13 protein-coding genes are annotated in these 15,862 nt (G+C 34.8%); 12 read left to right on the top strand and 1 reads right to left on the bottom strand.

What is annotated here, in order from left to right:
* Positions 1-9 precede the first annotated feature (9 nt).
* From ABID42_RS04400 to ABID42_RS04350, 11 genes are all read left to right on the top strand, one after another.
* The gene (locus ABID42_RS04400; protein WP_323257916.1) at positions 10-1,329 is read left to right on the top strand and encodes a TldD/PmbA family protein; all 1,320 of its coding nucleotides are present in this window, start codon (positions 10-12) and stop codon (positions 1,327-1,329) included.
* A 255-nt stretch (positions 1,330-1,584) separates the two neighbouring features.
* Positions 1,585-3,225 (top strand): TldD/PmbA family protein, encoded by a 1,641-nt coding sequence (locus ABID42_RS04395; RefSeq protein WP_323330270.1) that lies wholly within the window; start codon positions 1,585-1,587, stop codon positions 3,223-3,225.
* Positions 3,226-3,338: 113 nt separating this feature from the next.
* Positions 3,339-4,676: a TldD/PmbA family protein gene (locus ABID42_RS04390; protein WP_367282614.1), complete on the top strand. Its 1,338-nt coding sequence runs from the start codon at positions 3,339-3,341 to the stop codon at positions 4,674-4,676.
* A 129-nt stretch (positions 4,677-4,805) separates the two neighbouring features.
* Positions 4,806-5,420 (top strand): DUF4159 domain-containing protein, encoded by a 615-nt coding sequence (locus tag ABID42_RS04385; protein WP_323257923.1) that lies wholly within the window; start codon positions 4,806-4,808, stop codon positions 5,418-5,420.
* A gap of 3 nt (positions 5,421-5,423) precedes the next feature.
* Positions 5,424-6,407: an AAA family ATPase gene (locus tag ABID42_RS04380; protein WP_367282613.1), complete on the top strand. Its 984-nt coding sequence runs from the start codon at positions 5,424-5,426 to the stop codon at positions 6,405-6,407.
* Between the two features lie 2 nt (positions 6,408-6,409).
* Positions 6,410-7,276, top strand: a complete 867-nt coding sequence (locus ABID42_RS04375) for a DUF58 domain-containing protein (RefSeq protein ID WP_367282612.1) — start codon at positions 6,410-6,412, stop codon at positions 7,274-7,276.
* Positions 7,277-7,403: 127 nt separating this feature from the next.
* Positions 7,404-8,600 carry a BatA domain-containing protein gene (locus ABID42_RS04370; protein WP_367282611.1) on the top strand — a complete coding sequence of 399 codons (1,197 nt, stop codon included), beginning with the start codon at positions 7,404-7,406 and terminating at the stop codon, positions 8,598-8,600.
* Between the two features lie 20 nt (positions 8,601-8,620).
* A complete protein-coding gene (locus tag ABID42_RS04365) occupies positions 8,621-10,813 on the top strand; it encodes a hypothetical protein (protein ID WP_367282610.1) in 2,193 nt (730 codons plus the stop codon).
* An 84-nt stretch (positions 10,814-10,897) separates the two neighbouring features.
* Positions 10,898-12,544, top strand: a complete 1,647-nt coding sequence (locus ABID42_RS04360; protein ID WP_367282609.1) for a hypothetical protein — start codon at positions 10,898-10,900, stop codon at positions 12,542-12,544.
* A gap of 39 nt (positions 12,545-12,583) precedes the next feature.
* On the top strand, positions 12,584-12,841 hold the full coding sequence (locus ABID42_RS04355; RefSeq protein WP_367282608.1) for a hypothetical protein: 258 nt from the start codon (positions 12,584-12,586) through the stop codon (positions 12,839-12,841).
* Positions 12,823-13,215, top strand: coding sequence for a type II toxin-antitoxin system VapC family toxin (locus tag ABID42_RS04350; RefSeq protein ID WP_367282607.1), 393 nt, complete (start codon positions 12,823-12,825; stop codon positions 13,213-13,215). Before ABID42_RS04355 ends, ABID42_RS04350 begins: the two co-directional genes overlap by 19 nt.
* Before the next feature lie 65 nt (positions 13,216-13,280).
* Here the strand turns inward: ABID42_RS04350 and ABID42_RS04345 are convergent, their stop codons facing one another.
* Positions 13,281-15,221: a heavy metal translocating P-type ATPase gene (locus ABID42_RS04345; protein WP_367282606.1), complete on the bottom strand. Its 1,941-nt coding sequence runs from the start codon at positions 15,219-15,221 to the stop codon at positions 13,281-13,283.
* A gap of 182 nt (positions 15,222-15,403) precedes the next feature.
* Between ABID42_RS04345 and ABID42_RS23995 the strand changes: the two genes are divergently transcribed.
* Positions 15,404-15,826 carry an HYC_CC_PP family protein gene (locus ABID42_RS23995; RefSeq protein ID WP_435521469.1) on the top strand — a complete coding sequence of 141 codons (423 nt, stop codon included), beginning with the start codon at positions 15,404-15,406 and terminating at the stop codon, positions 15,824-15,826.
* The last annotated feature ends 36 nt before the right edge of the window (positions 15,827-15,862 follow it).

Below are 15,862 nucleotides of genomic sequence, written 5' to 3'. Positions count from 1 at the left end.
CAAAAAAACATGTCAATTATATTAACAAAAGAAGAAGCTAAAAAAATCATAGACAAGGTTTTAGCCTTTTCAAAAGCAGACGAAATGAGTGTGTCGCTGAGTGGTAGTCGCACAGGAAATATTCGTTATGCTAGAAACTCTGTTTCAACAAGTGGGGAATCACTTGACCTTTCTTTGGCAGTAACTGCAGTATTTGGCAAACGTTCAGGTACAGCAACTATCAACGAATTTGATGATAAATCATTAGAAAAAACCGTTAGAAGAGCCGAAGAAATTGCCAAATTAGCCCCAGAAAATCCTGAATATGTACCGATGCTTGGACCTCAAACATATTTAGAAACAAGTACTTTTTCTGAAAGTACGGCTAAAATCGACCCAGATTATCGTGCAAAAGCCGCATTTGAAAGTATCGACCCTTGTTCTAAAAAAGGTTTAACAGCAGCGGGTTATTTAGAAGATTCTTCAGGATTTAATGCTATGGGAAATAGCAAAGGCCTTTTTGCCTATAATAAATCTACTTCGATTGATTTTTCAATTACGGTGCGTACAGCAGACGGTTTAGGTTCTGGTTATGCCATTCGTGATTTCAACGATGCTTCAAAACTTAATACTAAATCTGCAACTGAAATTGCGATGCAAAAGGCATTGGCTTCAAGTTCAGCAAAGGCTTTGGAACCGGGAAAATATACTGTAATTCTTGAACCTGCTGCTTCGATTGATTTATTGCAAAATATGATGAGAAGCATGGACGCAAGAAATGCTGACGAAGGCAGAAGTTTCTTGAGCAAAAAAGGTGGCGGTATTCGTTTAGGAGAAAAATTATTTGACGAAAGAGTCAATATTTATTCAGACCCAAGTAATCCTGAGATTCCCAAAGCTGGTTTTTCGGGTGATGGTCGTCCACAAGAAAAAATCTATTGGATAGAAAATGGAGTCGTTAAAAATCTTACTTATTCAAGATTTTGGGCAGAGAAAAAAGGTGTAAAAGCTACACCACCACCATCAGGATTTATCATGGCTGGAGGTTCGGAATCGTTGGCAGACTTGATTAAAGGAACTGAAAAAGGTATTTTGGTTACTCGTTTCTGGTACATTCGTGCGGTTGATCCACAAACGTTACTTTACACAGGACTTACTCGTGACGGTACTTTTTATATCGAAAAAGGACAAATTAAATATCCAATCAAGAATTTCCGTTTCAACGAAAGCCCAGTAATTATGCTTAATAATTTAGAAGCAATGGGTGCACCAATGCGTATTGGAGGTAGTTTGGTTCCTCCCTTAAAAATAAGAGACTTTACCTTCAGTAGTTTATCTGATGCAGTTTAGTTGATGAAGGTGAATGGCTGAAAACTCAGACCATTCACCTTCTTTATTTAACCATTCATCAAAATCATCATTTCAAAGTACTTATTACTTCATCAGAAACAATATATTTAGGTATTTGGAAAAACTCGCCAAAGGAGTTTTAGGGATGTATTATTAGCTTTTAGCATCATTTTAAAAGATTTAATAAGTATAATTTCTTAGCTTTTTTATAAGTGTTTTTTCTTATATCTATTTCAACTAAAAACTAAAAAAACTTTGAAAAGAAGAGATTTTATTCAAATGTCAGGCTTGGGAATGGGAGCAATGATGCTACCAAATATCCCAATAGTCGGAAGGCCTGTTTCCGCAGAAGCTCTTTTGGATGGTACTGTAGATGTAGCCATCAAAAAAAGATTAGCTGATGCTGCTCTTAATGCTGCCAAAGCCAAAGGCGCAACTTACACAGATGTAAGAATTGGGCGTTATCTCAATCAATTCGTAGTTACTCGTGAAGACAAAGTTCAAAACATTGTCAACACCGAATCTTATGGTGTAGGCGTAAGAGTAATTGCCAATGGTTGTTGGGGTTTTGCTGCCGTGGTAGATGCTAAATCTGAAGCTGATACCGCTCGTGCAGCTGAAGAGGCTGTTGCGATTGCCAAAGCAAATGCTAAATTGATGACCCAACCTGTTCAATTAGCTCCACAAAAAGGTTTTGGAGAAGTAAGCTGGAAAGCGCCCATCCAAAAAAATGCTTTTGAAGTACCGATTAAAGAAAAAGTTGATTTACTATTGGGTGTAAATGATGCCGCTATGAAGAATGGGGCTAATTACGTAAACTCAGTGATGTTTTTAGTGAACGAACAAAAGTATTTTGCTTCTTCGGATGGTTCGTATATCGACCAAGACATTCACAGAATTTGGCCGATTTTTAATGTAACGACTATCGACCCTAAATCTGGAAAATTTGAAACTCGCCGTACATTGAGCGCTCCAATGGGAATGGGTTACGAATATCTTCAAACCAATCCAAGCGATAAAATTACAGGAATAACTACTCGCTACAACAAAGGTTACGATATGTTGGAAGACGTTATCGCTGCCTCAAAACAAGCCAAAGAAAAATTAACCGCAAAATCTGTGGAAGCTGGCAAGTATGATTTAGTACTAGACCCATCTCACCTTTGGTTAACAATTCACGAATCAGTTGGTCACCCATTGGAACTTGACCGTGTTTTGGGTTATGAAGCCAATTTTGCAGGTACTTCATTTGCGACTTTAGATAAATGGCAAAGTAAAAACTTCAACTATGGAAGTAAACAAGTAAATCTATTTGCTGATAAAACACAAGTAGGTTCGCTAGGTGCTGTAGGTTGGGACGACGAAGGAGTAAAAACTAAACAATGGGATTTAGTAAAAGACGGTACTTTGGTTAATTATCAAGCCATTCGTGACCAAGCCCATATTATCGGTGAAAAAGAATCTCATGGTTGTTGCTATGCAGATAGCTGGTCGTCGGTACAGTTTCAACGTATGGCAAATGTTTCGCTGGCTCCAGGCAAAACACCTTTGTCGGTTGAAGAAATGATTAAAGATGTTAAAAAAGGAATTTATATTGTTGGCGATGGTTCATTCTCAATTGACCAACAGCGTTATAACTTCCAATTTGGCGGACAATTGTATTATGAGATTAAAGATGGAAAAATTGTAGGAATGCTAAAAGATGTGGCTTATCAATCAAATACTCAGGAGTTCTGGAATTCTTGCGTACAAGTTTGCGATGAGCGTGATTACCGTTTGGGTGGTTCTTTCTTTGATGGAAAAGGTCAGCCTTCGCAATCAAGTGCTGTTTCACATGGCAGTTCAACAGCTCGTTTTAATGGCGTAAATGTAATTAATACAGCACGTAAGATATAGGAAGCAATGAGCTACGAGCCATTAGCTTTGAGTTCTTTATAAAGCATCTGAGTAATAAAAAAGCTTAAAGCTCATAACTTAAAGCTTATAAAACTCTTTAATCTCGAAACAAAATGTCAGTCATATTAACCGAAAGTGAAGCTAAAACCTTGTTAGAAAAGGTTTTAAAGTATTCAAAGGCAGATGAATGTGAAGTAAATCTGTCGGGCGAAATACGTGGAAACATCCGCTATGCTCGCAACGAAGTATCCACGAGTGGTGCTTTAACTAATCAAAATTTATCTGTGCAATCAGCCTTTGGGAAAAAAGTAGGCGTTGCAACAATTGATGAATTTGATGATGCTTCTTTGGAAAAAGTAGTGCGTCGTTCAGAAGAATTAGCACAATTAGCTCCTGAAAATCCTGAATATGTAGGTTTGTTAGGACCGCAAACTTATATTAAATCGAATGGGTATTTCGATTCAACCGCTAGCGTTTCACCTGATACTCGTGCTGAGGCAGTTAGTAAAAGTTTGAAATTATCCAGAGAACAAAAATTGGTTGCTGCTGGCTTTTTAGAAGACCAAAAAGGCTATACAGCCATGATGAATTCTAAAGGACTTTTTGCTTATTACAAAAGTACCAATGTGAATTTTTCATTGACAGTTCGTACAGAAGATGGTACAGGTTCTGGCTATGTTGCCAAAGGTTATAGCGACGTCAATAAATTAGACACTGCGGCAGCGACTAAAATTGCAATGCAAAAATCATTGGGTTCAAAAGGAGCAAGAGCTTTAGAACCAGGTAAATATACCGTGATTTTAGAACCAACTGCGGCAGTGGTTTTATTAGAAAATATCTACTTCGATATGGATGCCCGTAGTGCAGACGAAGGTCGTTCATTTTTCAGTAAACCGGGTGGCAAAACAAAACTTGGTGAAAAAATTGTTGATGAAAGAGTGACTTTTTTCTCAGACCCAACTCATCCAGAATTACCCGCATCATCTTGGTCAGGAGATGGTTTACCACAAGAAAAATTGATGTGGATTGACAAAGGTGTGGTTAAAAATCTTTCTTATTCAAGATATTGGGCAAAAGAAAAAGGTGTAAAACCTGTTCCTTTTCCAAATAACATGATTATGACGGGTGGAACAGCCACTTTAGAAGAAATGATTAAAAGTACTCAAAGAGGTATTTTGGTTACAAAACTTTGGTACATCCGTTCTGTAGATCCACAAACATTATTACAAACTGGTCTTACTCGTGACGGTACTTTTTACATTGAAGATGGAAAGATTAAGTATCCAATCAAAAATTTCAGATTCAACGAAAGTCCGATTATTATGCTTAACAACCTTGAAATGTTAGGAAAAACAGAGCGTGTAGTCAGTACAGAATCGAATCAAAATTACATGGTACCGCCAATGAAAATCAGAGAATTTACCTTCTCATCACTTTCGGATGCGGTATAAAAGCCGTAAGCATTGAGCTAGGAGCTTTGAGCTTTTTTTCAGCTTTAAGTCATGAGAATTGAGCCATAATTATAAGTTAAAATTTAAGGCTCAATTCTCAAAGCTCATCGCTCAAAGCAATAAAAAATTATGAAACCATTTATTTTTACAAGAATTCAATATACTTCTGGAGATTGGGATACTGACCAACGAATGCCTTCAAATATCCTTAATTCTTTGGTAGAATATACAACCATTCCCATTGATGAAAAAGAGAAAGTAGTTTTACTGAGCAGTAATGAGCTTTTTAAAAGTCCTTTCTGCTATTTGAGTGGTCATAAATTGGTAGAATTCTCCAGTAAAGAAAGAGACAATTTTCGCAAATATGTAGAAAACGGAGGTTTTGTATTTGTAGATGATTGTAATCACGATATTGACGGACTTTTTGCCAAATCTTTCGAACAAGAAATGGGAAGAACATTTGGAGAAAAAGCCTTACAGAAAATCCCGAATACTCATCCAATTTACAATTGCTTTTTCCATTTTGAAGGCCCGCCAACAACCAGTTTTGAGCTAAACGGTTGGGGAGATGACCTTGTTCATGATTATTTAAAAGCCATCACCATCAATGGTAGAATTGGCGTTTTGTACAGTAATAAAGATTACGGCTGTGAATGGGATTATGACTTCCGAAATAAGCGATGGCTCGCAGAAGACAATACAAAATTTGGAGTAAATATCATTCAATACGCACTAACAGTATAGACATTGGAAAATAAAGACCTTACTTATTATAAAACATTGGTGGCTAAATTGCCATTACTCAAAAAAGAAATTGCCAAAGTTATTGTCGGACAAGAAGAAGCAATTGATGAAATTTTGATTTCACTTTTAGCAGGTGGACATTGTTTATTGGAAGGCGTTCCCGGCTTGGCAAAAACGCTGATGGTAAAAACCATTTCAGAAGCGTTGGAAATGAAATTCAAGAGAGTACAATTTACGCCAGATTTAATGCCTGGTGATATTGTAGGAACTGAAATTTTGGAGGAAGACCACGAAACAGGCAAGAAATTCTTCAAATTCAATAAAGGCCCAATCTTTGCAAATATTGTTTTGGCGGATGAAATTAACCGTACACCTCCCAAAACACAAGCAGCTTTGCTAGAAGCGATGCAAGAATATAAAGTAACTTATGCAGGTACAAATTATGATTTGCCCAAGCCTTTCTTGATTATTGCCACGCAAAACCCAATCGAACAAGCGGGTACTTATCCGCTTCCTGAAGCGCAATTAGACCGCTTTTTATTATACATCAAACTGGGCTATCCTTCAGAAACAGAGGAATTACAAGTATTAAAAAGTACTACTGGAGTAGGCAAACAAAACCTTCAAACCGTGATGTCTGATGAAGACATTATTACTTTACAGCAATTGACTCGTCAGGTACATATTAGTGAAGAATTGATTGTAAAAATTAATCAAATTGTACGCTCTACTCGTCCAGCAAGTACATCTTCAACTTTTGTAAAACAATGGTGCGATTGGGGCGCTGGACCACGTGCAGGACAAGCCTTAGTACTCTGTGCCAAAGCCAGAGCCGTTTTGAACGAACGTTTTTCTGTGTTACCAGAAGACATCGAAACACTTGCTTTTCCGATTCTAAGACATAGAGTTTCACTGAATTTTAGGGCAGACGCCGAAGGAATTACTACGGATGATGTGATTGCTGAATTATTGAAAAATTTGAAATAATTATGGCATTATTATCAAACGAATTAGTAAAACTCAACAACCTACAATTGGCTGGTAGATTAGTCAGTGAAGAGCTAATGTTGGGCATTCACCACAGTAAACGCTTTGGCTACGGAATAGAATTTGAACAATACAAGCATTATCAAGCTGGCGATGACCCTAAAAGAATCGACTGGAAACTTTATGCTAGAACACAAAAACATTTAGTCCGTGAATCTTCCACAGAAAGTAATTATCATCTTAGGCTAATTATAGATTTATCTGGCTCGATGAATTATGTTGAAGATGGTGTCAGTCGTTTACAATATGCTAAAATTCTTCTGGCTTCTTTGGCTTATTTGGGCTATCGTCAAGGTGATATGATGAGTTTGTACACTTTGCAAAATGGAGAAGTACAAACTTTAGTAAGTTCTGGGAAACAGTCTTTTCAAAGAATTTTGTATGAACTTGAAAAAGCTGAAGCCAAAGGCGATTGGCAAAATCAGAATCCAAAATTTCCTGTTTTTCAACAAAAGCAGAAAGAAGTTGTCATTTTCGTTTCTGACTTTCTACAAATCAATGAAGAGTGGTTGAATTTGATAAAAAATTTAGCCAACCCTCATCGAGAAATAATGGCTTTTCAGGTACTTGGCAAGCAAGAAACGGATTTTGATTTAAAAGGCTTTTATCGTTTCAAAGATTTAGAAACAGGTAAAGAAGTTGAGTTACAAGCTGAAAGTATCAAAGCAGAAGTAATTAAAAATGCGCAGACTTACCTGAAAAATTTAGAAACAGCTTTGCAGATACCTTTTGTCTATTTACTTAGGGCAAATCTGGGAGAACCCATCGCCAATATCATCAGCGAATCTTTGAAAAAAAGGAAAGGGTAATACTGTGCTTTAGGCTGTAAGCTATAGGCTTTAGGCTAAAACACCTTGTTCTGAAATGGAAATTTTTAAAATTATACTATACTTTGATTTGCATACAGCCTAAAGCTTATTGCATAAAGCAAATAAAATGGAATTATTAAATCCTTTGATGCTTTGGGGAACATTGGCGATTGCTGTGCCAATTATTATCCATTTTTGGCATCAAAAAAAAGGAAAAGTAATATATTGGGCAGCCACAAACTGGCTAATCGAAAAAAATCTTCAACAATCCAGAGGCATTCGATTAGACAATATTTTGTTGCTTTTGCTCAGATGCTTATTATTACTGCTACTTTGTTTTTTACTGAGCAAACCTTTTCTAAACACTTTCGGGAGTCATCAAGCAGATAAGAAAGTACATTTGGTACAAGCCAAAGCTTTTATTACTGAAAATTATAAATTTGAACTGCAAGAAGCTTTAAAAAAAGGAGAAAAATGTTATTGGATTTCTGAGAAATTATTGCCAATTACTGACTTACAGCAAACTCCACAAAATGAAAATCTAGATGGAGGATTGCTTCAAAAAAGCTTGAATCAATTAGCAGAAGTAATTGACAAAGAGCAGATTAATTTATACTTCATCAATTCAGAATCACTACAAACGCTACCGCATATTTTTGTGCCAAATACTTTTGTGCTGCATAGCTTAATTGATACCAGCCAACAAGTCAGACCATATTTAGGATTCATCAATAATAAAAGAATACTTATCGGTTCAAACAAACTCTTGACTTTAGCGCCTGAAAGTATCGAAAAAGGTTCATCAAAACATTCAGGTTTAATAAAAGTATTAATTGAAAATCAAGATAATGGCGAAAAGCAAAGTATCAAAGCTACATTAGAAGCTTTGGCTCAAACGTATCAATTAGAGTTTGATTTGTCTGAAAAAAGTAAGCCTAATATTGCTTACGACATCGTTTTTAGTAGTCATTTCCCAGAAAAAACATTGTCTGATAACACGCTTTATATTTTTTCAAATACTGTTAAGTGGAAACTTTTGGAAGAAAAATCTAATCAAGTACTCATTCCTAGTTTATTAAATTCACAAGGCTCTGAAATGGTATTTGAAGGACTTTTTCCAGAATTTTTAGGCGAAAAAATCATTCAACATTTTGGTTTACAAAATGAATACAAATCATTAAGTCATCAACAACTCAATTCATTATTTAAAGCGCATAAGTATTTCAAAGCAATATCAAACGACTGGGTTTCAAAGTCTTTATTATTATTTTTTGTATTACTCTTAGCCTTAGAAAGATGGATTGCCATTTATAAAAACTCATGAATCAACTTAAACAAATCATCATGAAAGTCAAATTTCAGCTGTATTTTATGGCTGGTTTGAGGTGTTTATTGGTGGCTGGTTCGGCATATTTTGCGGTATTACTTTTACTTCAATCAAGTTCATTTGCTATAATTGCTTTTGTAATTTCCTTGTTGTTAATGGCTTATTTTACAAAATTTTTTCAAGACAAAAGCATAGAAACCATTCACTTGATTCACCAAAAAATTACAAATACTGAATATAGCCTTGAATTATTAACGGTTGAAAATCCCAATTTGGCAGAACAATTACAATTAGAGCGAATTTTTTCAAATGAGCATTTTCAAATGCCTTGGGTTTTTAATAAAAAGCTCATTTTATATGTTGCTATTTTCACTGCTTCTTGGCTTTTGTATGCTTTCTTTCCAAATTTTTCAAGTAAGAAAGAAGATAGTTTTCTACAAGAAAATAAACCACAAAGTGCTGATAGTAAGAAAATTAATGTTCCAATATTCACAAAAGCAAGCTTAATAATTCAGCCACCAACTTATACAGGTTTAAAAATTATTGAAAGTCAAAACATGAATGCTTCAGCCATTGCAGGTTCGCTCTTGAAATGGCAATTGTCTTTTTCAAATAGTGAAAATGTAACCGTAAAATTGACCAATAATCAAGGTGGAGAAATTACTTTCAAGAAGAATAAAGAGATTTTTGAATATTCTGATGAACTTTTGAGTTCGGGTTTATACGCTTTTAAGGCTTATTGGAAAGATTCATTGATTTATCAATCAGACTATTATCGTTTAGAAGCCATTCCTGATTTAGCACCCAAAATTGAACCAAGTTCTAAAGAATTATACAAATTACACTTTTTGAAAGATGCTAAAAATGTACAGATTTCGGCAAAAATATCAGATGATTTTTTGGTAAATCAGGCATTTATTGTTGCTACTTTGGCAAGAGGTTCTGGCGAAAATGTAAAGTTTAGAGAAGTGAAAATACCGATTACAAATAGCAATTTTAAGCAAAGTAATGTGATAAAAAACATTGATTTAAAAGCTTTAAATTTTGCCCCAGGCGATGAGTTATATTACTATTGGGCAGCTTTCGACAATAAACGTCCGACTCCAAATTATACTAAATCGGATACTTATTTTATCGTTTACAAAGACACCACACAAGTAGAAGAAAGTGATTTAGCAACGATGGCAATGAATATTATGCCAGAGTATTTTAGAAGTCAACGACAAATTATCATTGATACTGAAAAGTTAATTGCCAAAAGGAAAAAGCTACCAGCCAAAGAATTTAACAGTACTTCAAATGAAATTGGTTTCGACCAAAAAGCCCTTAGATTGCGCTACGGACAATATTTAGGCGAAGAATTTGAAAATTCTATCGGTTCAGCCAACGCTTTACCTAATGAAAATGAAGCTGGAGGAGATTTGTTAAAAGGCTTTCGCCATGCGCATGACGAAGGTGAACATGACCATGAAGCAGGCGAAAAACATGAGGAACACGAGCATGGAGGAAATAAATCTGAAGCAGATAACAAAGACCCTTTGGCAAGTTTGTTGGCAGATTATGTACACTCGCACGATGATGGTGAAGCCAATACTTTTTACGAGCAATCGACCAGAAGTTTACTAAAAATGGCTTTGGAACAAATGTGGCAATCGGAATTGCATTTGCGAATGTACGAACCAGAAAAGGCGATTCCATTTGAAAAGAAGGCGTTAGAGTATTTAAAATCGGCACAACATAAAGCTCGTACTTTTGTGAAAAAGACCAGTTTTGACCCACCACCGATTAAAGAAAAAGAAAAACGTTTAACGGGAGAATTGACAAAATTTAACGAGAAATTTACTTTCGAAAAAAGCTATTCTCAACAACAAATTGAAAGTTTGATTTCGGAAGTAATTGGTATTGTAAGTACCAAAGCAGAAAGCCAAAAACTGTCAGCGACGAACAAACAAAAAGTACTTTTATTGGGCACTTTGATGAGTTCAAAAATCATGAATACGAATTTGAATAGTTGGTCGATTTTGACTGCTTTGCAGAAAATGATGAATGATAAAAATTTGTCCGAAGCAGAAACCATTAGCTTGCAAAACAAACTTTACCAATTAATCGGCAAAACTCTACCAAATAAAAACAATCCAAAAGGGTTGAATTATACGGGCGAAAAGAAATTAGAGAAAGCTTTTTGGAAGAATATGAGTTCGTCTTTATAAAAGGAATAATTTTTACTCGCTGATTATGGAGATAAAATTCGCTGATTTACGCTGAATTTTATTCCAATAAAATAAAATTCATCAATGATATTAAATCTTATAAACGTTAATACTTTCAGTACTTTCGACTGGCTTATTGTTTTAGCCTTGTTGATATTATTGTTGGTACAAATTTTTGCTTTAAAACGGAACAAACCTAGTTCTACGTTGAGATTTTGGCTGAAAATTTCTTTAAATATTTTACTTTGGGCAGTAGTACTCTTACTGTTTATTAACCCAAGTATTGAAAAATCATTAGATAGCAATAAAGTATTGTTGGTAAGCGAAAATGTTCCTCAATCAACCATTCAAAAGGTTAAGGATAGCCTGAAAATCACAGAAGTATTTTCGCAAAAATCATTCAACAGACAAGTAATTGATAATCCAAAATTGATTAATCAGCTTGGCAAAATTTATCTATTGGGTGAAGATGCTTCTCCTGAATTACTGAGTAAAATAAAGCAACATTCTATTCAATGGATTCCATCTTTTCAAGAAGATGAATTACAAGAAATTCACTGGAATGGTATTACTTATCAAGGTGAAATTCAGCAAATTGATGGAAAAGTTTTCTCCTCAACGTCACAAATACTTCGTCTAAAATATGCGAATCAAGTATTGGATAGTATCAAATTAGAGAAAGGTTTTAATACTTTCAGATTAGGTTTTACCAATTTTTCTATCGGAAAAACAGCGATTAATTTAGAACTAGGAGAGAAGTCGGTGAAAGAAATCAATTTTTTCAGTTTGAAAAATCAGCCTCATAATTTCTTATTTATCCTTAGTAATCCCGACTTTGAAAGTAAAACGTTGGCAGATTGGTTAGGAAAAAATGGCAATAAAGTTGAGACAATTACCACCGTTGCGAAGAATACTCAAAGTACTTTTTCCATTAATACTGCTAAGAAATTTGTTCCAGATATAATCATTACTGACCCTTCGAATGCTGGAAATACTTTGGTAAAAAAGGCTTTTTCGGATGGTAAAAGTGTGTTATTTATCAATGTAGAAAATCCAGATATTGATGTTCGTGCTATCAATCAAAATTTGGGAATGAAGTGGAAAGTAAAGAGAATTTCTAACCAAGAAAATCGAGTAATTTCTCAAGATTTAACGGCGCATCCATATCAATTTGAAGTTAGTTCTTTCCAGAAGAGTATTTTTGAATATCCAATTGCAATTCAAAAACGATTTGGTAAAGTAGGTGTGAGCCTCTTAAACGAGAGTTTTCCTTTGATGTTGAGCGGTGATAGCATCACTTATTCAAGAATTTGGCAAAGTACGCTTCAAGCACTTTATCCATCCTCAAACGATAATATTAAGGTTGACGCTCCGATTTTTGCAGATGTTAAAAGCAATATCAAAACAAAACAAAATACAGATGAATTGATTTTGGTGGAAAAAGATACTGTTGCTACAACACAGTCAGGCATAAATCCATTGTCTGCTGTGGCAAAATATACTTTTAGGAAAGCTGGCTGGAATACTTTTCAAGATAGCTTGTCAATCTATGTGGAAGACAGGAATGGTAATTTAGCAAAGGCAAAAGTAATTAAACCTTATTTGAACGAAAGTGAAATCAGCAATGCTGAAAATACTGCTGATTTTTTTTCAACAACCATGCCTGAATGGTTTTGGTATGTGTTGATTGTTTTACTCTTAACAGCTTTATGGCTTGAACCTAAGTTTTAGCTAAAATGTGTATATTTGATTCATAAAACCTTAGGAGATATGTTAACGACAATAGAAGGAATTTATGAAGATGGTCAGATTATTCTAAAGGAAAATCCCACTATCAATCAACGTGTTAAAGTTTTTGTAATGTTTACGGATGAAGAGGTAAATGACAAAGAAAACTACGCAACAATTGCAAAAAAAAATATCAAAGAAAAATTGCGTGGTGCTTGGAAAAACGCCAGTTTAGCCGATAAAGAAGAGATTAAAACTTATTTTGATAATATTCGAAACGAATGGGAAAGAGATATTTAATTGATACCAATATCGTAAGAAAATATTTAGATGAGGATTTATCCGAAGCTGGACTTGAATTGGTTGATACTACTTTAGAAGAAGCTAACGCTTACATATCGGTTATTAGTCGTATAGAATTATTAGGTTTTTCTCCTAATCGCCAAGAGTTAGTTCAATATATTAGTCAATTCATAGAGTATTCTACAGAATATCCACTTTCAGAAGAAATAGTGCAAATGACAATTGATATTAGAAAATCAATCAAGATAAAATTGCCAGATGCAATTATCGCAGCCACAGCTCTTTGTCATGATTTGATTCTTTTATCAGATAATGATTCAGATTTTGGTAAGGTAAAACATTTGAGATATATAAACCCCAGAAAACTTTAAGCTAGTTTCAAAATTGTGTCTTTCCGTTCACAAAATTGAAACTAGCCTGTAATTCATTTTATTATCTAAAACTTCATTCTCTGAATTCTGACTGCATTCAGTATCGCTAAAAGAGCCACACCAACGTCGGCAAAAACAGCCTCCCACATATTTGCCAGTCCGCCAGCACCAAGAATTAACACCAATACTTTTACGCCAAAAGCCAAAGAAATATTTTGCCAGACAATCATTTTCGTCGCTTTAGCAATATGAATTGCCGTAACAATTTTAGAAGGTTGGTCGTTTTGAATAACCACATCTGCCGTTTCAATACTTGCGTCAGCACCCATTCCACCCATCGCAATCCCCACATCCGACAGCGCTATGACAGGTGCATCATTAATGCCATCGCCTACAAAAGCAACCGTAAAATGTTGGTCTTTTAAAGTCTGTAAATGTTGTACTTTGTCTTCAGGTAATAATTCAGCAAAGGCATTACTCATGTTTAAAGTTTTTGCAACTTTTGCTACAACAGCATTTTTATCTCCCGAAAGCATTACAGTTTTGATATTGAGTTTTTGCAAATTTGCAATTGCCTGTTTGGCATCCATTTTTATTTCATCTCCAATTAAAATATAACCTATAAATACTTTATTAATGGCTATTACAACAATGGTTTCTTCGATTTCTTCTAATGCTGTCGGATATGGAATTTGATACTTTTTCAAAAGCTTTAAATTTCCTGCCATTACTTCATCACCTAATATTTTCCCGATTAAACCATGCCCAGAAATCTCCTTAAACTCACTTAAAGCATTTTCAGAAAGAGTATGTTTTACATAATCAACAATCGCTTTGGCAACAGGATGGCTTGATTTACTTTCTAATAAAGCTACTTTTTCTAATATCTTTTTCTCTTCATTTCCTGCAATTTCAATTTGTTGGACCTTAAAATTCCCTTTGGTGAGTGTTCCTGTTTTGTCCATCACCACAGCATTTACTTTAGTCATCACATCCAGAAAATTAGCTCCTTTGAACAAAATTCCATGTTGCGAAGCCGCCCCGATTCCTCCGAAATATCCAAGCGGAATAGAAACCACCAAAGCACAAGGACAAGAAATTACCAAAAATACCAATGCACGATAAAGCCAATCTTGAAATAGGTAATTTTCTACAAAAAAGTAAGGGAGTAAAGTAATCAAAACAGCTAAAGCAAATACAATTGGGGTATAAATTTTGGCAAATTTTGAAATAAACAATTGCGTTTGTGATTTTCGGGCAGTGGCATTTTGCACCATTTCCAAAATTTTAAAAAGCTTTGTATCTTTAAAAGCAGTATTAACTTGGATTTCAGTAAGTGTATCCAAATTAATCATCCCTGCCAAAATCATCTCGCCTTTTTGTTTAGTTTCTGGCATACTTTCGCCCGTCAAAGCTGCTGTGTTATAAGTAGCCAATTCAGTCATTTGAATTCCATCCAAAGCTACTTTTTCTCCTGATTTCACTTGTATAATTTCTCCAATCATTACTTTTGCTGGGTTGACAATGACAATTTTCCCATCTCTTTTTACTGAAACTTTATCAGGACGAACATCCAACAAAGCCTTGATTGAACCTTTAGCACGTTTTACGGCTGCTCCTTGAAACAGTTCGCCAATGGTATAAAACAGCATCACAGCAACGCCTTCTGGATATTCGCCAATGCCAAATGCTCCAATCGTTGCTAAGCCCATCAAGAAAAATTCATTAAAAATATCGCCTCTTTTAATGCTATTAAACGCACTTTTAAGAACAGGAAATCCTACTGGAAAATAGGCAATTAAGTACCCAATTAAACGAATTTTTTGGGTAAAAAACTGAGCATGATAATTATCGAGTAAAATACCTATCAAAAGTAAAAGCCCAGAAACAATCGCTGGAAAATACTCTTGCCAGTCATTATTTTCACTGTGGTTATGTTCGGTATGATTATGTTCTTCATGGTCTGAATGTTCATGAGAATGTATGGTTGAATGTTGGTCGCACATAATTTTAGATGAAGTATAAGGATTTGGACGGTAAATTAGGGAAAAATGTAGTGCAACAGGGAGACAAAAATAGAATATAAAACAGAAAAAAATTGAAAATGCCCAATTCTGAAAATTATGTAACATTATTGAAGATTGATGTAAAGAAATAAAGCTTGAATGATGGTTATCTTTGTAGTAAGATGAAAAACTGGCTAATTCGCATATTTTGTTTCATGATGTCTTTCCAAGTATTGTTTGCCAGTACAGGATTGACAGTAACGGAACATTTATGTAAATTTAAAGGAAGACAGATTTTCCTTTTTTCAAGCCCTAAAACTTGTTGTGCCAAAAAAATAGTACCTACCCAAAAAGTAAGTTGTGGAATTATAAAGCCTAAGAAATGTTGCGAAGACCATATTTCTAAGATTAAAATTTCAACAAGTTCCTCGCACGGAACTTCTATTGATTTTAAGATTAATCCACTTGTATGGATTAGCACACCCTTTACTTGGAGTTTTAATGCTTCCTATATACATTTTTTTGAAACGTTTTCTTTCTTCAAATCATCCCCGCCACTTGCTGGCATCAATCTCCTAATTTTTATTCAGTCTTTCCTTATTTGATTTTTACAGACACAGTGTAAAAAGCTGATTAATCAA

This window comes from Arcicella rosea (genome assembly GCF_040543805.1).
GTDB lineage: Bacteria > Bacteroidota > Bacteroidia > Cytophagales > Spirosomataceae > Arcicella > Arcicella rosea.
Note: the sequence above shows the minus strand (reverse complement) of the source record. Positions and strands in the feature narration are given on the sequence as shown.

Coding starts and splice junctions, on each gene's coding strand:
- ABID42_RS04400 (WP_323257916.1), top strand. CDS start 10: ATGTCAATTATATTAACAAAAGAAGAAGCTAAAAAAATCATAGACAAG.
- ABID42_RS04390 (WP_367282614.1), top strand. CDS start 3,339: ATGTCAGTCATATTAACCGAAAGTGAAGCTAAAACCTTGTTAGAAAAG.
- ABID42_RS04385 (WP_323257923.1), top strand. CDS start 4,806: ATGAAACCATTTATTTTTACAAGAATTCAATATACTTCTGGAGATTGG.
- ABID42_RS04375 (WP_367282612.1), top strand. CDS start 6,410: ATGGCATTATTATCAAACGAATTAGTAAAACTCAACAACCTACAATTG.
- ABID42_RS04370 (WP_367282611.1), top strand. CDS start 7,404: ATGGAATTATTAAATCCTTTGATGCTTTGGGGAACATTGGCGATTGCT.
- ABID42_RS04365 (WP_367282610.1), top strand. CDS start 8,621: ATGAAAGTCAAATTTCAGCTGTATTTTATGGCTGGTTTGAGGTGTTTA.
- ABID42_RS04360 (WP_367282609.1), top strand. CDS start 10,898: ATGATATTAAATCTTATAAACGTTAATACTTTCAGTACTTTCGACTGG.
- ABID42_RS04355 (WP_367282608.1), top strand. CDS start 12,584: ATGTTAACGACAATAGAAGGAATTTATGAAGATGGTCAGATTATTCTA.
- ABID42_RS04350 (WP_367282607.1), top strand. CDS start 12,823: ATGGGAAAGAGATATTTAATTGATACCAATATCGTAAGAAAATATTTA.
- ABID42_RS04345 (WP_367282606.1), bottom strand. CDS start 15,221: ATGTGCGACCAACATTCAACCATACATTCTCATGAACATTCAGACCAT.
- ABID42_RS23995 (WP_435521469.1), top strand. CDS start 15,404: ATGAAAAACTGGCTAATTCGCATATTTTGTTTCATGATGTCTTTCCAA.